16 protein-coding genes are annotated in these 20105 nt (G+C 67.9%); 5 read left to right on the top strand and 11 right to left on the bottom strand.

Features of this window, described 5'->3' with window-relative positions; all coding sequences use genetic code 11:
• Positions 1-41 precede the first annotated feature (41 nt).
• Positions 42-1199 carry a glycosyltransferase gene (locus ACI79Z_RS02450; RefSeq protein WP_456901583.1) on the top strand — a complete coding sequence of 386 codons (1158 nt, stop codon included), beginning with the start codon at positions 42-44 and terminating at the stop codon, positions 1197-1199.
• 130 nt (positions 1200-1329) lie between these two features.
• On the opposite strand, the gene ACI79Z_RS02445 is transcribed toward ACI79Z_RS02450, so the two are convergent.
• The 8 genes from ACI79Z_RS02445 to ACI79Z_RS02410 all read right to left on the bottom strand — a co-directional run bounded on the left by ACI79Z_RS02445 (position 1330) and on the right by ACI79Z_RS02410 (position 9182).
• A complete protein-coding gene (locus ACI79Z_RS02445; RefSeq protein WP_456901582.1) occupies positions 1330-1497 on the bottom strand; it encodes a hypothetical protein in 168 nt (55 codons plus the stop codon).
• 39 nt (positions 1498-1536) lie between these two features.
• Positions 1537-2061 (bottom strand): SGNH/GDSL hydrolase family protein, encoded by a 525-nt coding sequence (locus ACI79Z_RS02440; RefSeq protein WP_456901581.1) that lies wholly within the window; start codon positions 2059-2061, stop codon positions 1537-1539.
• 140 nt (positions 2062-2201) lie between these two features.
• Positions 2202-2873, bottom strand: a complete 672-nt coding sequence (locus tag ACI79Z_RS02435) for a hypothetical protein (protein ID WP_456901580.1) — start codon at positions 2871-2873, stop codon at positions 2202-2204.
• Positions 2874-3177: 304 nt separating this feature from the next.
• Positions 3178-4326: a glycosyltransferase family 4 protein gene (locus ACI79Z_RS02430; protein ID WP_456901579.1), complete on the bottom strand. Its 1149-nt coding sequence runs from the start codon at positions 4324-4326 to the stop codon at positions 3178-3180.
• Positions 4327-4423: 97 nt separating this feature from the next.
• The gene (locus tag ACI79Z_RS02425; RefSeq protein WP_456901578.1) at positions 4424-5200 is read right to left on the bottom strand and encodes a glycosyltransferase family 4 protein; all 777 of its coding nucleotides are present in this window, start codon (positions 5198-5200) and stop codon (positions 4424-4426) included.
• Positions 5201-5705: 505 nt separating this feature from the next.
• Entirely contained in the window at positions 5706-7103 is a 1398-nt protein-coding gene (locus ACI79Z_RS02420) for an O-antigen polymerase (protein WP_456901577.1), read from the bottom strand.
• Positions 7104-7182: 79 nt separating this feature from the next.
• The gene (locus tag ACI79Z_RS02415) at positions 7183-8397 is read right to left on the bottom strand and encodes a lipopolysaccharide biosynthesis protein (protein WP_456901576.1); all 1215 of its coding nucleotides are present in this window, start codon (positions 8395-8397) and stop codon (positions 7183-7185) included.
• 50 nt (positions 8398-8447) lie between these two features.
• Positions 8448-9182, bottom strand: a complete 735-nt coding sequence (locus ACI79Z_RS02410) for an SGNH/GDSL hydrolase family protein (RefSeq protein WP_456901575.1) — start codon at positions 9180-9182, stop codon at positions 8448-8450.
• Between the two features lie 212 nt (positions 9183-9394).
• On the opposite strand from ACI79Z_RS02410, the gene ACI79Z_RS02405 reads away from it, so the two are divergent.
• On the top strand, positions 9395-10240 hold the full coding sequence (locus ACI79Z_RS02405; RefSeq protein WP_456901574.1) for a class I SAM-dependent methyltransferase: 846 nt from the start codon (positions 9395-9397) through the stop codon (positions 10238-10240).
• Positions 10241-10306: 66 nt separating this feature from the next.
• Here the strand turns inward: ACI79Z_RS02405 and ACI79Z_RS02400 are convergent, their stop codons facing one another.
• From ACI79Z_RS02400 to ACI79Z_RS02390, 3 genes are all read right to left on the bottom strand, one after another.
• On the bottom strand, positions 10307-11167 hold the full coding sequence (locus tag ACI79Z_RS02400; protein ID WP_456901573.1) for a glycosyltransferase family 2 protein: 861 nt from the start codon (positions 11165-11167) through the stop codon (positions 10307-10309).
• Between the two features lie 833 nt (positions 11168-12000).
• Positions 12001-12924: a hypothetical protein gene (locus tag ACI79Z_RS02395; protein WP_456901572.1), complete on the bottom strand. Its 924-nt coding sequence runs from the start codon at positions 12922-12924 to the stop codon at positions 12001-12003.
• A 168-nt stretch (positions 12925-13092) separates the two neighbouring features.
• Positions 13093-14391, bottom strand: coding sequence for a sugar transferase (locus tag ACI79Z_RS02390; RefSeq protein ID WP_456901571.1), 1299 nt, complete (start codon positions 14389-14391; stop codon positions 13093-13095).
• 688 nt (positions 14392-15079) lie between these two features.
• Between ACI79Z_RS02390 and ACI79Z_RS02385 the strand changes: the two genes are divergently transcribed.
• From ACI79Z_RS02385 to ACI79Z_RS02375, 3 genes are all read left to right on the top strand, one after another.
• Positions 15080-17155, top strand: a complete 2076-nt coding sequence (locus tag ACI79Z_RS02385) for a glycoside hydrolase family 16 protein (RefSeq protein ID WP_456901570.1) — start codon at positions 15080-15082, stop codon at positions 17153-17155.
• A 38-nt stretch (positions 17156-17193) separates the two neighbouring features.
• Positions 17194-18612 carry a Wzz/FepE/Etk N-terminal domain-containing protein gene (locus ACI79Z_RS02380; protein WP_456901569.1) on the top strand — a complete coding sequence of 473 codons (1419 nt, stop codon included), beginning with the start codon at positions 17194-17196 and terminating at the stop codon, positions 18610-18612.
• Positions 18613-18690: 78 nt separating this feature from the next.
• Positions 18691-20076, top strand: coding sequence for a hypothetical protein (locus ACI79Z_RS02375; protein WP_456901568.1), 1386 nt, complete (start codon positions 18691-18693; stop codon positions 20074-20076).
• The last annotated feature ends 29 nt before the right edge of the window (positions 20077-20105 follow it).

Genomic DNA, 20105 nt, shown 5'->3' with positions numbered 1-20105 from the left:
CGACGCCTCGAAGGCAGACCTGCGAACCCCGAGGAGACACTGTGACGCCGGTGGGAACACCGCTCCGTATTGCCCATGTCGTCCCTTACGTCAGTCAGGACGGCGGGTATGGCGGGCCCGTCGCGGTTGCTGTCGAGCAGTCCAGAAGCCTGGCCGCCATGGGACACCAGGTCAGCCTCCTCGGGGGCTGGGACGGTCAAGCGGAGCTACACGTCCCCGGTGTGGAGGTTCACCTTGAACGGACGCGGCGTGTCCTGCCCAGTGGCCACTTCTCCGCCCTCTTCGCGCCCGGTGTCGCGCGGCGCCTGAGGGAACTCGACTCAGACATCGCTCACCTGCATCTTCCCCGTGACCTGACGGTGACAGCGGCGGCGCTCAGGCTCAAGCGGTCGACCACGGTGGCGATTGCACAGACCCACGGCATGGTCACTCCGAGCAGCGGAAGGGTCACGCGTACCTTCGACCGTTTCTGGATGCGTCCCGCCCTACGGGGCATCCGACACCAGGTGGTCCTGCACGATCGAGAGCCGACCTTGGTCAGCAGCGGCCTCGTCGACGCGCACTGCGAGGTGCATGTCGTACCGAACGGTGTGCGATCACCGGAGAGCCATGCGGCCTGGCAGAGCCCTCCAGAGGTGCTCTACTGCTCGAGGTTGCATCCCAGGAAGCGACCACAGGTCTTCGTGGAACTGGCGGCGCGACTGCTCGCGTCGGGCGTGAACGCCCGCTTCAGCCTGATCGGCGCTGACGAGGGATCTCTGGCTCACGTCATGGACCTCGTCGAGCACCACGGCATGGGTGATGCCGTCCGTTACGAGGGCGCACTGCCGCATTCTCAGGTCATCGCGCGACTGACCCGTGCGCAGTGCTTCGTCCTGCCCAGTGTGGACGAGCCGTTTCCGATGGCGCTGTTGGAAGCCCTCAGCGTAGGACTTCCCTCCGTACTGACGGACTCGACGGGGATCTCCGACGAGTTGCGCCGGAATGGCGGGGCCCATGTAACGGACGGCTCGGTCGAGCAGATGACCGAGGCGGTCAGGACGGTAATCGAGTCCGACGCGTCCGGCTGGTCACAGTTGTCTGCGGAGGCGCTCGGCGCGGCTCAGCGCTACAGCGCGGACAAGATGCGGGACCGACTCGTCGAGGTCTATCAGGCGGCGTTGTCAGGGACGCGGGAGGCCGACCGCGAGCCGCGCTGAGTTCCTCGACCACCGGGAGCCCAGCCGGGTGGCCCTCAACTGTCCGGAGATTTCGCTGCTGCGTTCCTGCGACCAAGCCACCTGCCGAGACCCTCGAGTACACGCAGCAGAGGGCGTTCCGACGCACGGTTCACTGACGAGCGGGGAGGTCCGGGACCGTGTCCAGCCAGGCTTCGACCCTGTCGGCGAGGTAGTCATGCCCCGCCTGCGACGGGTGTGCGTTGTCAGGGCCGATGTACTGGACACGATTGCCGAGGATCGTGCCGTCGTTGCTTCCGGTGATCCACTCCTCGTCCATGGGGCTCACGAAGGGCAGCCCGAGGTCGGCGGCGACCTGTTAGACGATCTCGTTCACCGCGGCCGCTGACTTCGTGGGTTCGCCGTTGTTCCACCAAGGGCCGATGACGAGCACCCGCGCATCCGGTAGTTGCTCCCTCAGCGGCCGGAGGGTCGCCTCGACAGCCCCGATGATCTGCTGGTCGCTGTAACCCCGACCTGCGTCGTTGATCCCGGCCGCGACGAGCACGATGTCGGGATCCTGAGCGATCACGTCTGCTACCCGGTCCGGCAACGGAGCGCGCTCCGGGTATTCGGGCGGCCCATCGCTGACATAACCGGTACCGCCTTGGCCGGCGTTGATGATGCTCCACCCCTCGGCCTGGGCGACCTGAGGAGCCCACCCTCTGTCGGGACTATCAGCACCGGTTCCCTCTGTCCACGAGTCGCCGATGAAGACGGCAGTGACCGACTCGGGAGACTCCGCCGCATCCAAGACACCTGGAGCTATCTGATACCGGTCATGAGTTGTACGGATGGAGGTGAGAGCTCCAAGTACAACTGTCGCTACCACGGTGATCACCATGGCTACGATCACCGGCCGTGGCGCAGACTCGGCATTACTCCGCACGCAGCCAACGGTATGCCATGCCTACATTCGACGCGTTTCGTCACTCCACCCGACGGCCCACCTGGCCGCATCCGTTGACCATGCGGAGCGCACGCTCAGCCACGTCGGCTGCTGAGCACTGTTGCGACCACCGAGTGCCATCTGAAGACGCCACCTGACGAGATCCCTCGCACCAGACGCAGGTTGATCGGGACGAACCCAAGGTTCCGCTGCATCTCCCGCAACCCCGGTCGAGCGGTGAAGTAGTTGTCCAGGACCATGAGGACATCGACGCCGAGGCCCGCCAACTCCCGCACAACCCTCTGGAAGAGGGCATAGCGCGCCTGCCCTGCCAGCGCGGAGCCTGGCCACTGCACCGAGATGTGCAGTTGACCGACGCTCCCGTCGGTGTGGACGTGAGCCACGGCCACCAGCTCTCCCATCGGACCGCTGGCCATCAGGGAGAATCCCTCACACGGGGGACAGAGGGGGCTGTCCTGTCCGATGACCTTGAGCGGCCCGGCGATCTCGGCTCGTGACACCGGTTCGATGACGAGACCAGCTCGATAGGCTCTGTTCGCGGCATTCCGCCGGCCGTGGGCCGCTCGGCCCTGGAATGCCACCCCGGAGGGTGGGATCCGGTAGGCACTACGACCAAGGCCGCGGAGGAAGCCGATCCCGCTGTTGGCACGGTAGGCGCGCCAGATCGCTTCTCCCCCGTCACGAGCGGTCAAGCGGACCTCGAGGACGGGGAGTCTCAGAATCACGCCTATGACGCGCAGCACCACACCCGGATGACGCAACAATCGGACGAGGCGAGCAAGTCCTCCTCGGTCCGAGGAGGACCCGAGCGCATCCGCCGCAACACGCGCAGCCCCGCTCAGCCGTTGGGCGCGCGCCCATGCCTGCTCAGCGTCCGGACTCGACATGCTGGACCGTCCGCTCGGTGCCCCCCGTCGACACGAGATGACGGGACACTGCAGGTCCCCGCTCACCGCCCGCACCTCGGGTCGGCGCCGGACTGTAGCGGCTCGCCGCCTACTCCCTCCTCGACCAACGACGTGCGCTCAAGCAAAGGAATCAACAGCGTGGTCAGGGCACACGCTCCTTCGCCGTGGGCGTGCTGTCCGGCCCGAGGCGGCCGAGCGCAGCCGTAACGGCGGCTGAAAGGTGCCGCTGGACGGCCGCGTAGGAGAAGTCCTCGGGAATCTCCTCAGCGGCCGCGAGAACAGCCTCCAACTGCGTGTCGTCCGAGATGAGGTCGCAGAGCCCCTTGGCCGTTGACACGGCGTCGCGCGGGTCGATGACTCGAACGCTGGGCATCCTGCCCGCCAGTTCCCGTGTCGCGCCATCCAGGGCGGAGATCACGACGGGCTTGCCGGAGTTGACCGCCTCGAAGCCAGCCAGGGACCGGTAGTCCGCCAGTGTCGGACAGACCACGACGTCAGCCGACCGGTATACCTCCCAGATGTCCTCGTAGGGCAAGGCACCACGGATGGTCATGTTCTCTTCAAGACCCAGTGCCGCCATGCGTTCCTGTACCTCACTCATCGCCTCGCCCGCACCAACGACATCCAGCCGCCAGCGCCCTCGGCACCGAGCGTCCTGCTCGAGGATGGCCAGCGCGTCCAGGAGTTCCAAGAGCCCCTTGCGACGAGTAACCGAATTGAGGAACAGGAGCTTGACGGGCTCCTGCTGCAGGCGCGTCCGACGAGTGGCCTGGACCTCCTGGTGCTCCTCAGTGGGAGCTGAGGTCAGATAAGGCCCCACGGAAAGTCGCGCCGGCGAAACTCCGAGGTCCTTGGTCACGTAACCGGCCGCTTCGGCGTTGCTCACGAGGACGTGATCCGCCGATCGAGCCACCCGCGACTTCACGCGGCGCGCGATGGCCCCGTCCGCTCCGCCTCGGTACTTCGGATGGCTCTCGATGAGGAGCAGAAGTCGCCTCCTCCGGAGCCGCGCGAGCAGGAAACCGATCAGGGCCACCGGCGTGAACTCGATGGCGATGTACAGAGCCGCGTCGAAGCCTGCGAGTCGTCGGACACTGGCGGCGGTGGGAACGAGACGGTCGGTCGAGTAGGCGCGCTGGTCCCGCTTACGCTTGGCCCGCCAGGTCCTGAGATCGAGCACGGGCCACAGGGGCAACTCCGGATAGTCCTGCACAGGAAAGTCGCGACTGACAGCCACACGAGTATTCGGAAACTCCCGCGTGAAATTCTGCAGGATTGGGCGGAAGTACATCAGTCGCCCACCGTAGCCGTATGAGGCCGAGCACCACAATATGCGCTCGCCGGGTCCATTCACGTTTCCCCTCCTCGCTCGCGCACTACCCAGGTGGTCAAATCAACTGGCGTGCGCGCAGCTCGTGCATGAGTCGCCGTCCATAGTGATCCCACGTGAACCGGCTCGCCTTCTCTGCCCCCGCCCTCCCCATACGGGCTCTGGCGTCTGTCGAGGCGCCGAGTTGCTCCATGAGACGCCGCAAGGTGGCCACATCCCCAACCGGGAAGACATATCCGTCCTCCCCTGGCTCGATGACATCCTCTGCGAAGGTGTGGCTCGAGACGATCGTCGGTAGTCCGCGAGCCATGGCCTCCAGGCCCACCAATCCAAAACCCTCCACCAAGGAGGGCAGGACGAACACATCGGCGCTCCGGTAGACCTCATCCAGAGCCGGGGGTGACAGCAGCCCGAGCAACTCCACCCCCGGGACGCGAGCGCAGAGCTCGGCCGCATCCCCGACGGGAGCGCCCGCCAGTTGGAGGACCGATCCGGGCGGCAGTTGAGCCTCAGCGAATGCGTCGACGAGGTGGGACAACCCCTTACGCTGCGTCAACTGTCCGGCGAAGAGATAGCGGACACCGCCTGCTCTCGGGATCTTCAGCGGCTGTTCGGACGGAAATTCGGCACCGAGGGGAACCACCACAATGCGCTCGGGGTCCACGCCTTCGGCGACGTACGTGCTCGCAGAGAAGGTGCTGGCGACCAGCAGGAATGACGCCCGCTGGATCTCCTCGTCCAGTCGCTGAGCCCATGCCGCGTCGAGTTCATGGTGCTGCAGCGTCCCTGACCATGCCGGGTTCTCCACCGCTTCCTTCGAGAGGAATCGCTCCATCCACCGGTGGTGGGCTATGGCACAGTTCAGGACCGTCGGTACGCCTAGACGCTCCGCTTCTTCGAGGACCGCCTTGGCACCTGTGGCATGGGCAACCACGAGTCGTAGGTCTCGAGTGCGGCGAAGTGTTTTCGCCACCGCCGTGTCGAACTGGACCGTCCGCAGACGCAAAGCGTGATCTGCTGCGGACCTACGGCCGACACGGGAGAGGACCTGGTAGGCGACCTCCCAGGACGTCGCGCGTCGCCCGATCTGAGACGCCTCGAGACCCGCGAGGAGACGACGTTGCGCAAGCGCACTTAAGGGCGCTGGAGCGTTCAGCCGAGACATCCGCCCCTCGTCCGACCACCCGAGACTGGTCCAATACCTTGCGAGCAGGCCATCCGCCGCGAGGGCTCTCGCGGCGTGCTGCAATTCCGGATGGGTACCCGAGTTGGTCACGAGGACCGCCTTCATCTCCTCGCACCCCTTGACCCCGGCCCACATATCATGCCCCCTCCTCGAATCATCTGCCCCTACCCACGACATCCGCGTCAGAGGACCTCGGGTTGACGATCCTGTGGGCGATCACCAGTGGAACGGCCACGAACGCAGCGATGGCAAGGGAGTAGGCCAGGATGCCGCGAATGACGATGGGAACCATCGCCACGGCGACCGCGTAGAGAGCAGCAGAGAACGGCGACGACGGATGGCGCCGACGCCATTGTGTGAGCCTGGCGAACGAGAAGCCGAAGACTGCGCCGTACGCGATGACGCCTGCGATGCCCGAGTCGTAGTACTCCTCCCCCACGATGGAGTAGGCAACACTCGCCTCGTTCACTCCACGGTCGAAGAGAAAGGAATTGAGCACGACATCCGCAGTCTCGGGTTTACCGGCCCACAGGAGGCGGGGGATTGGAGCACCCGCTGTTGAGTAGAGCATGATCCCAGGTTGCAACCCCCGGAATTCCGGCACGATGGTCATCTCGAGCGCCAATGCGTCGACCATCTCCGTGTCATCGCCCGTGAACGTCTGGATCAACAACTGGTCGGGGCCCGCCAGCGCGTCGCTCAGGGACTTGGTCAGGGAACTGTCCGGAGAGTTGACATCCCGCAACGCCGAGAATGCGAGGATGGCAAGCGCGAGCACTCCGACCACCGCCAGCCGCGGAAATCGGACCCGCCGAAGGACCACGATGAAGACCGCAGGAGGAACGAGGGCCAGCAACAGGCTGGTTCTGGCACCCTGGGCGAGCACGTAAGACGAGTATCCGAGGACCACGAGTAGGCCCATCCATAGGTCCGCTCGAGACCGGGCGTACGCGAACAGGACTAAGAACACCAGCGCAGTCGGGACCAGCAGGAGAGGAAGTTGGTAGACATAGGCCGTCCGTCCGGCTCCGAAGTCACCATTGGCGTTTCCGGATCCCAGCCCGGCGGCTACGTTGGAAGCCACCCCGGCGAGCCCCAGGGACAGAAGGGCCCAAGCCCAGTTCCTCAGGGCGCGCAATCTGCGGTAGGAGGGAGTCTCGTCGTGACCCCGCTCATCCTCGGAGTCTCTGCGCTCCGAGACGTCACGACGCCGTCGCGACAGACCTAAGAAGTACGCAACGTTGACCGCCATGAAGGAGATCGCGCCGACCGCGATTGCCGCGGTGTAGGTCTGTGAAATGTCGTAGTTGCCGTGATACGGCCGGTACACCTGACCTTGCAGATAAAATGCAAGGGGGTGCAGTCCAAATAGGACCAGATAGGTCCCGTTGATCCAGTGGATCGGCTCTGTGAGGTCCGCGGGCTTCGAGATGATCAGCAACCCGAGCACGAACCACCAGAGCGCGATCACCACCAGGGTCCAGAAGACGACGTCGTCGACTCGGGTGAACGCGGGATACCCCAGCGTCGCCCCGGCTGACAGCAACGCCACCACTCCTACGGCACGAACCGGCCGTCTGGCTCCTGTTGCTCGCTCTGGAACTCCCAGGGACGTCAAGGCGCCTCCAGTCTCAAGGCCTCGTCACCAAGACCTCAGATCGAGTACGTGAGTGAGAGCTGGTCCTGCGGTACAGCAGGGTCAGGAGAAAGTAGGGAAGTACCAGTCCCATCGCAGCTCCGAGCACCCCCAGACTCCAGCTGAGTGCGGCGAGCGCGCCGAGGCCCAGGAGCAGCACGCCACCTGAGTACAGGCTGATGCGGAGTTTGACGCCCTCGACATAGATCCAGGACAGATAGGCCTCCGAGAGCGCGTTGAGTGCCGCGGCCAAGCAGACCGCAGACAGCACCGGCGCGCCCTCCTGGTAATCAGACCCGAAGAGGAGTTGTACTCCAAAAGGGCTTGCCAGGCTCGCCAGAGCGATCAACGACGCCACGAGTCCGGTGATCCTGAAGAGGCTGTCCCACTGTGCCCGTCTCTCCGCATGAGTCGTCGCGGCCGAGATCCTCGGGACAAAGACCTGCTGGAGAACGGACGTGACGAGGTTGAGGGGGTTGAGCAGTCGAGTGGCGGCGCCGTACAGGCCAGCCAGGTGCGCGCCGGCCACCGCAGAGACGATCAGTACGTCCGCTTGCTGGAGGTTCGACACACTGTTGATCCCCCAGAAGCCCATGCTCTGACGCATGAAGACCCGCAGTTGTCGTGGGCGTGTCACGGACGGAAGCATCGCGGCGAAGGCCAAGCCGTAACCGACGATGCCGGCAAGCGCAAGAGCCGAGATGGCCGCAGCCTCGTTCAGTCCTGCAGCGAAGGGACCGAGGCTGATGACGCGCCGCAACACCAGCCAGGTCGTGGCTGACCGCACCCGCGTGGTGCTCAGCATGTGCGTCAGGCCGAGGTCACCGAACGTGTCGCCCGTGGCATAGACCGCCACGGCGACGCCGAGCAGCCATCCATCAGAGCCCCAGACTCCCCAGAGCAGAACTGCGACGGCACCGATGAGGACGTTGGAGAGTGTGCGGATCAGCAGGATCCACGTGGTTGTCTGCTTCGGGTCCTCCTCTGCCCCTAGGCGTAACAGTCGCGTCCCGAACCCGAAATCCGCCAGGTTCATCGCTAGGTAGACAGCCGCCAAGAAGGCGACGTAGTAGCCATAACTGGTGACGCCCAGCGCTCGGGCAAGGAACGCGAGGAAGGCCACTTGAAGGAGTCCCGCGAGAGCCCGTCCGCTGAGCAGGACACCGACCGCTCGCCAGAGTCCCGAGTTACTGGCGCGGTGTCTACTCACCACCGCAGCCCTCGTGTGCCGGCACGATCCCGGTCACCTTCTCGTGTGGGTCAACCCGCATACGGCAGCCCCGGCTGTGTCTGCAGGAAAGCCAGCACCTTCTGAGCGACGTAGTCGTGCCCTTCCTGGGTCAGATTAGCCCCATCCTGAGAGATGAATCGAGTCCGGTTGCCCAGTACAGTCCCGTCATTTGTCCCCGTGATCCACCGCTCCGCGATTGGGCTGACGAAGGGGATGTCGAACTCTTGGCACTGTTCCCGCACGACGTTGTCGACATCGAGCACCGACTGTGTGGGGGCCTCGTTCGGCCAGAAGGGACCGATCACAGCCATGAAGGCGTTCGGCAAGCCCTCCTGCAGGGACTGCAGGGTCTCGGCGACGGCAGAGGACAAGAGCTCCTCGCCGTAGCCACGCCCGGCGTCATTGATTCCGGCGGCCACGATGACGACGTCGGGAGCCTGAGCTATCACGTCCTGGACGCGGCTCGGCAACGGCGATCGGTCGGGGTAGTCGGGCGGGCCGTCAGTCACGTAGCCCGTGCCCCCTTGCCCGGCGTTGATGAACTGCCAACCCGCAGCTTCAGCCACCTGAGCCGCGAAGCCTCCCCCAACGTAGGTCGAGCCGGCGCCCTCCACCCAGGAATCCCCGAGAAAGACGGCCCGCGGACGATCCGGCGCTTCACTGGCGGGCGTCGTCGTCGGCGCCACCGGCGATCGAGCCTCGGGAGACGCCGCTGGTCTCACCAGGAGGGTCAGCATCCCGAGCGCCGCCGCGGCGAGGGCCACGATGACGATGGTGGTCCTCGCCCATCGTGGCGCTCCCTCTGCCCCTACACCCCGCATACCTGCACCGTAGTCAGCAAGTCCGCACCTGGTGCGCGCTGCAGGGGCGGGAGGAGGTATCCGGCGTCAGAATTGACCTCCCCTGTTCGACGCACCGTTGATCACGTGGGTTGTTAGCCTCCGATCGCCTGACTCGCGACACGACGGAGGCGCAGATGGAGGCCACGGTGGGAACTGAGTACCTTGCCGGACACCCAGGGCAGGGCGGCTCCTGGGGGAGTTGGGTGGTGCGTCGGCAATATCGGCACAGCGGCTACGCCGATGCGGGGGAGCAGGCCGCCCTCGACTTCGCGGCGCCTGTCATCCGAGGCGGATCCGTACTCGACATCGGCGTAGGGGGAGGACGGACGACCGATCTCCTCGAGCCTGCATCCGAGAGATACGTTGGTGTCGACTTCGACGAGCGGATGATCAAGAGCGCGCGGACGAAGCGACCTCACGTGGATTATCAGGTGGTCGATGCGCGAGACCTCAGCTGCTTCGTCAGCGCCGACTTCGATGCCGCGATGTTCAGTTTCAACGGCTTGGACCTGGTTGGGCGTGGGCACCGCAGCGGTGTGCTGTCGGAGGTGAGTCGGGTCCTCAGACCAGGGGGGACCTTCATTGCGTCGACGCTCAATCTCGATGGCATCTCCTTTCGTGAGACCCCACTGGTTCGCCGTCCCCGCCCGGTTGTCGAGTTGAACACGGGTCTCATCCGGACTACTACATCCGCAATCCGGCGCGGGGTCAGGAAACTGGCCCTTCCTGTCGAGATGTATAACTTCGCCAAGAGCGCGGCCCATATCCAATGGGGCACCGATTGGGCCGAATGGCCGCTTCAGGTCCACGAGTTCCGGTTCATCGCTCACTTCACGACCCTCGGCGGCCTAGTACGCGAGTTGGGCGATGCGGGGTTCGACATCGAAGGTCTCTGGGACACTAGCGGCGCCCCCCTTGACCCTTATCAGCTTCACTGCGATGCAGACTACATCCACTTCGTCTGCCGTAGCCGTTCCTGATGTACTCGGCGACGCTTAGCAACTAGACATGCGCCACTTGCAGGCAACAACATGGGCGCCGATGCCTCACTGCCTTGGAATCATCTCCGGATCCGCTCGCCGACGCACGACTGCAATGAATCCCTGAACGTTTCCCATCAGCCTGCCGGTCCGATCGACCCTCTTATCCCGACGCATGAGACCCACGAAGTTCCCGACGAACGCCCGTAGCCACAGGCTGGACACACTATTGCGCGACAGACTGCCCTTGCTCATCAGATAATGCGGATTGACAATTTGCGAGAAGCCGAACCGGCGACCCGAGATGCGTCCACCCGCCACCCCCAAGTGCACCAGCAGACAGGATCCCGTGGCCACCACTCGCCCATGCCGACGGGCACGCGCACTGAAGTCCGCGTCCTCCAACCAACCATATGCCGGCAACCGTGAATCAAATCTCTCGAACTCGAACACGTCGGCCCGGACGTTCATATTGCACCCGTAAGCGGACTTCACGTCCGTAACTGCTCCGTCAGGAGTGGACTCCGCGAGGACTTGCTGAGCAGCACCTCTCGAAATCTCACCCTCTATGGCACCGTCAGCGATGACTCGGCCCGAGAAGAGCACCACCTCGGGGTGTGATTCAAGGAAGGCCTGCGCCGCCTCTAGATAATCATGGGCCAGCATGGCGTCATCATCAAGAAAGGTTACGAGGTCAACGCTCCCCCGAAGGGCCTCGATGGCACGGTTTCGCTGCTTCGTTAGCCCTCGTTCCCCCGTGACCACTTGTACGGGGAAGGTCAGCCCAGTCTCCGACGGCACGTCCCCTGCTGACTCCACCGACACGACGACCACATCCGGGGCGACGGTTTGAAGTTGCAGATCTCGAATCGCCTGGGCAAGAAGCTCTGGACGATCGACGCTGGCAATCACAACGGCGTGGCGCATGCAACTATTATGTACGGCAGGTACGCCGATCGCTCACTTGGCCATCAGTCGACCGTTGTCATAACTCATGCCAAGGTCTTGTCCGCCGAGTTCCAGTACGGGTGACTCGGAGCGGCCGCGGTATATGTACCCGTGTGAGCTGGCCGTCGATGCACCCGCGCGGACGCAGCTAGGGGGACACGACCAGCTGTCGGTGCCAAGTCGGCGATGGCCAGCCTATTGGTGCCGCTCCACGCGAACTGTCAACATGGCGAGTCTCGATCCTCTCTTAGAGGTGGAACTGGCCCTAGGTGTGCGGGCAACCTCACCCGCTCAGGCACCGCAGGCGCTGACCTCAACTTGTAATTGGGACCCGTCTCAGTCGGCCTCCACCGGACCGCCGCCAACGCAGGCACACGACGCTAGGACGGCCAGCAGGGCCGCGACCACCCCCAGCATGACAGGCGACCCAGCGGGCGCCACCCACGCCGACCGGCCCGGCACCGAGGCCCCACCCCGACTTGCAACACTGTCCAAGGCACCAGGCCAAGCGCTGTCGCCGCGGCGGGAGACCCCATCGGCACGGCCGAGAGCCCCGCAATCTGGCTCAGGACGCTGAATGGCACCACCGGCTGTAGCGGCCGCCGGAGGACGGCGACGAACCCGCGGCCGGCCAGCACCCAGACATCCGTTGGCACAGGCGACCTGTTCAACTGGGTGACGGCCGCGCCGAGGGCGCGGGATCAGGCAACGGCCGCCCGTCTCGCCCAGCACCCCACGGGCCCGAGCTGCAGCGTTGTCTAGTTGGACCGAAGCCCCACGCCGCTTCCTGGCACGGGCGCTAGCTACTGAGCTCAGTCGTGCGGCGGCTCGAGGCTGCGGGCGACGCAGGCGTTGGCCAGGGCATCTCCACTGAGCCGTGGGAACGCGCCGGCGCACCAGGCCCGGACGTCGTCGCCGCTGCCGAAGCCGGCGTCGACGATCGTGATCCAGAACGGGTCGCCGTTGGCCGCGGCGGACCGCCGGCCGAAGTCGAAGCTGGTCAGCACGTGCACCTGCGAGGCGTCGGCCAGCGAGAGGAGCGACCGGCTCTCGGCGAGGATGTCGACGGCGAAGAACTGGTGGCTGCCGGTCGCGGTGGTCTGCAGCGGGTCGGTGATGCCGACGTTCTTCGACGCCACCTGCGCTACCCACCGGCCGTCGAGCGCCAGGGACGCCCGCGACTCCTCGCGCAGCGACTCCAGCTCCGCCAGCGCCTGCTCCTCCGGCGACGCCGTCGGTGTCGCCGGGGCCGGGGCCGGGGCCGGAGCCGGAGCCGGAGCACTCGAGGGCGCCGCACCGCCGTGCTCGATGCCCTTGTCCACCCCCTCAGCGGGGTCCACCGGCTCCGACGCCGCCACCGGCGGAGACGGCGCGTCGTCCCCGGCCAGGCCGGACCAGGCCGCCACCCCTCCCCCGACCACCAGCGAGGCGGCCAGGACGCCGATCAGCACCCCGCGGCCCCGGTCACCACGCGACGTGGGCGCGGGCGGCGGGGGGCCCCATCCTGCCGGGGCCCCGCGCTTGGTCAGGTCGACCGGCGGCTGCACCACCGGCACCGGCCCTGACGGCGGGGGTAGGCCGCGGCCGTCCCACGACGAGGGGACCGGCACGCCCACGGGCGGCCAGACGTCGGTCACCGGCGCGCGCGGCACCGGCGGCGGGCCGGGCGACCACACCGGCGTCGTCGCCTCCGGCCACCCGGGGTCCGCACCCCGCTCGAGGTCCTCTCGCGCCACCAGGCCTCCCCCCGCACCGGTGCCGGAGACGTCACGGAACCGGCGCGTCTCGGCCCGCGCAGGGTAGCCGCCCGATCGGGTGAACGGGGTCCGCCTCAGCCGGCCTCTACCGGACCGGTCCCGGCCCGCCGCCGGCGGCGCAGCCGTTCGGGGCCTGCGGCCGGGGAGTCAGCGACCGTGGGCGAAGAAGACCTCGGCGAAGGTCCGCAGCAGGATCTTGACGTCCAGCCACAGCGACCAGTTCTCGATGTAGTAGTTGTCGTGCCGCACGCGGTCGGCGATGGAGGTGTCCCCGCGCAGGCCGCTGACCTGGGCGAAGCCGGTCAGCCCCGCCCGCACGCGATGACGTCGCGCGTAGAGGTCGTACGTCGCGGAGAACTGCTCGACGAAGTACGGGCGCTCCGGACGTGGCCCCACGAGCGTCATGTCACCGCGCAGGATGTTCCACAGCTGCGGCAGCTCGTCCAGGGAGGTCCGGCGGAGCAGGCGCCCCACGGGGCCCACTCGCTGGTCCGTCGCGATGGACCAGGTGGTGCCGGACTCGTGACTGTCGGCCGGCCGCATGGTGCGCAGCTTGAGGCAGTCGAACGTCCGGCCGTTCCCGCCGACCCGGGTCTGTCGGAACAGGACCCCGGTACCGCCCTCGATCCGCACCGCCAGCGCGCACAGCCCGATCACCGGGGCGAGCAGGACGAGCAGGACGCCCGAGACGGCGATGTCGAACGCGCGCTTGATCGCCCACGCCGGGCCGGCGAGGTTGGGCGTGCGGATCCGCATCACCGGGATGGAGCCGATGTGGTCGGGCAACCCGGTCTGCGTGTGGAACCAGTGCATCCGCGGGACGACGAGCAGGTCGCAGTCGGTGCAGGCGTCCGTGCGCACCGCGTCGAGCAGGATGCGCTCGGAGAACTCGCCCTCGGTGATCAGCAGGACGTCCGCGCGCACCTCGGTGACGACCCGGTCCAGGTCGGTGACGTCACCGAGGCGAGGCAAGACCCTCTCCGCGATGCAGTCGGGACCGCCGTCCACGAAGCCGACCGCCTGCAGCCCGTACCGGGGATGACGCTCCAGGACCTGCGCGAGCTCCGCGGCGAGCGCGCCTCCGCCGATGAGGACGGTCCGGTGGACCGTGATGCGGTGCCGCCGACTCCAGAGGATCACCTGGCTGGTGGCGATCCGCCCGGCCACCACGAGACCGATCGCGCCCGCCGTGCTCGCGAGGAAGCTCATCACCCCTTGCGCGTCGTGGCGGAGGGCGATCACGGTGGCCACCACCGCGGTGGCGGTGAGCAGCCGGCCGAGGAGGTCGGGGAGGTCGTCCAGGACGCTCAGGTACAGGCGCGCCCGGTAGCGGCTGAAACGGCACAGCATGAACAGGCTCATCGCGGTCATCGTCGCCGTCGCGCGGACGTGTTGCGTGGTCCACGCGATCGGGGCGAGGAGCATGAGCGCGTCGACCGGCAGCACCAGCATCCACGCCCGGACCCGGCGGAGCAGTCCCCGGAGGCCCGTGTCCGGGGGCGGCGGGGTGGGACCCTGCCGCCCCGATGTCCGGAACTCAGGGGGGCGACTCGGTGAGGTACCGAGATCGCTCGCACTGCGCGGGACGGGCACTGCCGGCGTCGGGCGCCCGGTCTCCACGGCTGGACCCGGCGGCTGTGTGGCCCGTTCGGTCGTGAGACTCATGGAGATCCCCCGTGCTCGGGAATCGCGCATGACGAGCCGTGGCGGCGCGGGAGGACCGGAGGAACGACGGCCGCCCCCGTCCGGCGGTTCGTCCTGGCGATTCCAGGATGGGTGCGCGAGCGGGCGTCAACATGGCACGCGTCGACGCGAGATCGCAATGGCTGCAAATACGGAGCTTGAACAATCACGAACAGCCACTCCCCCCGCGCACATCGTGACCGATCAAGGCAGATAAATGGCTCACCGTGAGCATTTCGCTACACCGCATGCCATTAGTCGTTAACGAAGGTCCCTGCCGCTGGAGCGCGACCCGTGGTAAGGCGTCGGTCCGCCCGAGCGCTGTGTAGGCCGCCCGACCCGATCGGACTCCGGCACACCGTCAACGACACCCTGCAGGGACTCGACTCATGGGTAGGTTCGTGCCCGACTACGTCCTCGGGTCCCGGGCCAGTCCGTGGTGGGGTGGTAGGTGGCAACGCGGAGATCTGTCCTCGTCCTCCTGTCGGTCGCCGCAGCTGCCGCGCTCCTGAGTTCGCTCCTCCTCGTAGCGCGGGATGCTCCTGACATCCGCGTCACCGCCTCGTCGGGTTTCAACCCGTCCGGTCTGCTCACGGGCGAGCGAGGGAACACCGCCTGGCTCACGGACACCGAGACCGTCGGGGCATGGGTCGAACTCCACTACTCGGAGCCCACCCGGGTGGACCACGCCCGGGTCCTCGGCGTCGGGGACTCCGCCACCGGGTTCACGAGTGCCGTCATGACGTTCGACGGCGGGAGCTCCCTGATGCTGACCGCCGACGACTCCGGAGACGCCACCGTCACGTTCCCCGCCCGCACCGTGTCCCGTGTCCGGCTGACCATCGCGGAGGTCCCCCGCGGTGCCGCCTCGGTCGCCCTGGCCGGCCTGTCCGTGGACGACTCCGGCGAGTGGCCCTCCGACGGAGGGGACGACGGCCAACGCACCCGTGCCAGGGCGTCCAGCACCGCAGGGACTGCGGCAGCTGCGCTGGCGGACGGAGCACCGGCCGACGGCGACACCGGGGCCGAGTGGACGGCAGCCTCCGACGATCCGGCCCCCTGGGCGGAGCTCTCCTGGGACCGGCCCCGCCAGGTCGCCAGCGTGCAGGTCTTCGGGCCCACGTCCACGGCCGACGACGTGACCGCTCCGCTACGGGGCGTCCTGCGCTTCGACGACGGCAGCAGCGTCGTCGTGTCGGGGATCGCCGGTGGGGACGACGAGGCGACCACCATCGCGTTCCCCCCGCGCATCGTGACCTCGGTCCGGCTCGAGATCGACCGGACCGTCGCCGACGCCAGCGTGGGTCTGCGGGAGTTCGTCGCCCACGACGCCGGCACGACACCGCCCCGGTGGCCGCAGACCGAACAGGGGTACTCGACCACTCCTCCCCCGGCGGACGCGTGCGGCGCGTCGTCGACCCCGGTCGCGGACCCGGTGGCGGGACAGCTGACCCTGGTCTGCCCGTCCCCGGGGTCCGGCGTGGAGGGCGAGGTCACCGTCGTGGTCGCCGCCGATCCGGGGACCCCACTCGAGGTCCTCATGTGGACGGGCGAGTCCGAGGCCGGTCCCGACTCGGTCGCCGTCGTCGCGTCCGGCTCGGCGGACGCCGACGGGCGGGCGGTCCTGGCGGTCGACACCTCCGGCGCCCCTCACGGGCCGCTGACGCTCAGGGTCCAGCGAGGCGGACCGGCACCGGGCGCGCCGCTGTACGTCCAGCTGGTCAACCGGGCGGGACGGCAGGTGGAGTCGCCGGGCTCCGCGCCGCCGGGCATGACGCTGCAGTGGGCGGAGGAGTTCACCGCTCCCCTGTCGGTCAGCCGGACGGGCGTGGACGCGGACTACGCCGCCGTCAAGCCCGACGCCTCGAGCAGCGGCCAGTTCGGTGAGGCCACGTTCGCCGACCCCGCGTCCGGAGCGGGGACCCTGGCCACGGTCGACGACGGGTACCTGCGGATCCGCGCCCGGCCGGCCGGGGACGCCGCTGGACAGCAGAGCTCGGGACACCTCTCCGGCCTCCTGGCCTCCACCGACGTCAGCGGCTCCGGTTTCGCCGCGCAGTACGGCTACTTCGAGGCACGCATGATGGGTGCGCCCGGGGCCGGCGCGTGGTCGGCCTTCTGGATGCTGAACACCGAGAGCGCCGCTCTGCCGAGCGACACCGCGGGGGAGGTCGACGCCGTGGAGCTCTACGGTCACGACACGTCCGGTAGCTGCCACACGCTGCACAGCTGGGGTGCGTCCGAGCCGACGGAGCCCGACGACGGCGCGGCGCCGAACTGCCGGGACGAGAACGGCTTCGCCGACTGGGCGATGGCCTGGCACACCTACGGCGTCCGGATCACCCCGGACGGCGCCACCTTCTCGATCGACGGGCAGGAGGTGTCCGCCCCGAGGGGGCTGACGCACAGTTCGGAACCGTTCTTCTTCCTGGTCGACCTGGCCCTCGGCGGGGGCTGGCCGGTCGACCTGTCACCGACCGGGGGGACCACGGACGTTTACGTCGACTGGGTGCGCGTCCACACCTGATCCGCCCACACGCCGCCGCCAGGTGAAACCCGGAACAGGTGGTGCCCACATGTCTTCTGCGTCGCCTCCCGTTCGCACAGGATGGCCGCGTGAGTCTCCTCGACTACCTGCAGGTCCTGCGGCGCCGGTGGTGGGTGATCCTGCTCGTCACCGCGCTCGGGGTCCTCGCGGCCGTGGCATTGAGCGTGACCACGCCCCCGACGTACGAAGCCCGGGCGACGATCTACGCCTCCGTCAGTGGCAACGCGACGCCGGCGGACCTGCAGTCCGGCAGTGCCTTCGCCACCCAGCGGGTGGGGACCTACGCCGACCTCGCGGTGACGACAACGGTGCTCGACCGGGCCACTGCTGCACTGGGCAACGGGTTCGACATCGGGCAACTCCGCGAGTCGGTGACCTCCGGGGCCCGCCTGGACAAGTCACTCATCGACATCACCGCGACCGGCAACGACCCGGACGCGGTGGCATCGCAGGCGAACGCCGTGGCGGCAGCCCTCATCACCGAGGCCCCCCTCCTCGACGTCCCGGGGCCCACCAACCCGGTGCGCCTCACCGTCGTACAGACCGCCGAGACACCGGACGTCCCCATCGCTCCGAGCCCCCTCAACAACCTCCTGATCGGGATCGCCGTCGGCCTCGTCCTGGGCGTGGTGGTCGTGGTGGTGGCCGACTCACTGTCCACGAGGATCCGGTCGAGCGCGGACCTCCCGCGAGCAGCGGGGCTGGTCACCCTCACGTCGATGCCCTCCGGCCCGGAGAGGCGCCTTCGGCACATGGTCGCCACCGATCCTCGCCAGGAGTCCTTCCGCCAGCTCCGGGCCAACCTCCAGTTCGGCTCCCACGTGGAAGAGACGATCGCGGTGGCCGGGGTAACCGCGGCATCCGACGCACACACGGTCGCGCGTCAGCTGGCGGCCGCCTTCGCCGAGATCGGCGCCAGTGTGGTCGTCGTCGACCTCGACTTACGCCCCGACAGCAGGCGGCACCGGCGCAGCCGCCAGGCCGCCCCCGCTCCTCCGCAGCCAGGGGTGGCCGAGGTCCTCGCCGGCTCGGCCACCGTCGACGACGTGGTGATCCGGGCCGCCGACAGCCACGTCCACGAGGTCGCGGCTGGCCAAGCCGACATCACGTCGGCTCAGCTCATGAGCACCCCGGCCATGCGCGTCATGCTGGAGAAGCTCAAAGCCCGGTTCGAGTACGTCGTCCTGGCCTGCCCCCCGCTGGTCGAGCGGTCGGAGTCCGCTGTCGCAGCGGCCCTCGCCGGCAGCGCTCTCGTCGTGGTCGAGTCCGGGGCCACCCGGCGCTCGGAGTTCCTCTTCGCCCTCGAGTTGCTGGCCGGCGTCCGGGTGACGTCCGTCAGCGTCGCCATCGACCACGTCCGCGACCAGGATCTGGGCGGAGGGAGCCTGCGCCGGTTCAACGCACCCGCGGGACCCGAGTCGGAGATCCTCACCTGACATCGGACAGTCGGGGATGTGTGCCGTGGGCCGACGGGTCGTGATGCCGCCAGGCCGCCCAGGTCCTGGAGACCCACCGTGACGACGCTGACTCTCGTGACCATTGCCGTGATCGTCTACGGCATCGTCAACTCACGGGGGTACGGCCGGGCGCTGGCCCTGGGCGGGGCCACCCCGGTGGGTGCGGCACTTCTCGTCGGGGCCACCGCCGTGCCCACCTTCTACGCCGCTGCGACCGGCGCAGCCGTGGGCGTCGCTACCCGCATGATGGCGCGAACCCGGCGCTCCGAGCGTTCCGGCGTGCCCGCATTGCCGGGTTTCGCCCCGCTGGTGGCCTTCGTGACGTGGGCGGTACTGGTCACGCTGATCGCACCGCTGCTCTTCGACGGGCTGCCCGTGCTCGCACCCGGAGGCGTGCCAGGACAGCTCACCGCCGGCCACCTGACACCCTCGAACCGCGCCCAGATCATCTACCTGGTGCTCGGGGCGTGCGTCGTGGTCTTCCTGGCCCGCTCCCGCTGGGCGACTCCCTCGATCATCGGGACGACGGTCGGTCTCAGCACGCTGCTGTCACTGTGGGCCTACCTCGGGCAGGAAGTGGGAGTCCCTTATCCGTCCGGGGTGTTCGACAACTCTCCTGCTTTCAACTTCATCAACTCCACACCCACGGGGCTCCCCCGGTTCAGGGGCATCTTCTCCGAGCCGGCCGGCCTCGCCACGACGTCAGTGGTCACGATCGCCTACATGCTGTCGCGGGCGGTGCACGTCACGGGCCTGCGGCGGGCCGGCGCCCTCGTGGTCGCATCGATCGCCGCCTACCTCGCCGCGATCTCGACCTCGGCGACCTTCGTCGTCGCGGGGTTGGCTCTCGCCGCCCTGGCCGCGGTCGTCCACGTGCAGCGGATCCTCCTGCGCAGAGGGCCGCTGAGTCCGGCTGCGGTGACACTCCTCAGCCTGGCGGCCATCGCGGCTGTGTGGCTCCTGCCCCGCCTGGCCGACTACGTCGAGGACACGTTGAACACGAAGCTCGCGTCCTCGTCGTACGCCGACCGCTCAGGAGCGGACGAGCAGTCCTTCCATCTCGTCATGCAGACCTTCGGGATGGGAACCGGCCTGGGGTCGACCCGTCCGTCCTCCTTCGCAGCGGGCCTGCTCGGCACGGTGGGGATCCCGGGCACGCTGCTCTTCCTCTCCCTGGTCTTCGTCCTCATCCGCGAGGCCGCCCCCGTCCGCGCCTACAGGCCGGTCATCTGGGCACTGGTGGGAGCACTCGTCGCCAAGCTCATCAGCAGTCCTGACCTGGCCGACACGAGCGGCATCCTGTGGATGTCGCTCGGCCTGCTCGCGCACGCGGGGATCCTCTGCCGGACGGGAGCCCAGTCCCGTCAGCAGCGGGGGCGGGCAGCTCCTCACGCAGCCCGTCTGCCGTCGAGTACTGAACGACGTCGTCCGCAGGCCACCTGAGCGACGCAGCTCGAGCCGTTGTCGTGCGG

This window comes from Geodermatophilus sp. SYSU D00663 (assembly GCF_054050655.1).
This window is presented reverse-complemented; position numbering and strand designations above follow the sequence as displayed.

Coding starts and splice junctions, on each gene's coding strand:
- ACI79Z_RS02425 (WP_456901578.1), bottom strand. CDS start 5,200: ATGGAGCGATTCCTCTCGAAGGAAGCGGTGGAGAACCCGGCATGGTCA.
- ACI79Z_RS02430 (WP_456901579.1), bottom strand. CDS start 4,326: ATGTACTTCCGCCCAATCCTGCAGAATTTCACGCGGGAGTTTCCGAAT.
- ACI79Z_RS02400 (WP_456901573.1), bottom strand. CDS start 11,167: ATGCGCCACGCCGTTGTGATTGCCAGCGTCGATCGTCCAGAGCTTCTT.
- ACI79Z_RS02440 (WP_456901581.1), bottom strand. CDS start 2,061: ATGGTGATCACCGTGGTAGCGACAGTTGTACTTGGAGCTCTCACCTCC.
- ACI79Z_RS02445 (WP_456901582.1), bottom strand. CDS start 1,497: ATGGACGAGGAGTGGATCACCGGAAGCAACGACGGCACGATCCTCGGC.
- ACI79Z_RS02405 (WP_456901574.1), top strand. CDS start 9,395: ATGGAGGCCACGGTGGGAACTGAGTACCTTGCCGGACACCCAGGGCAG.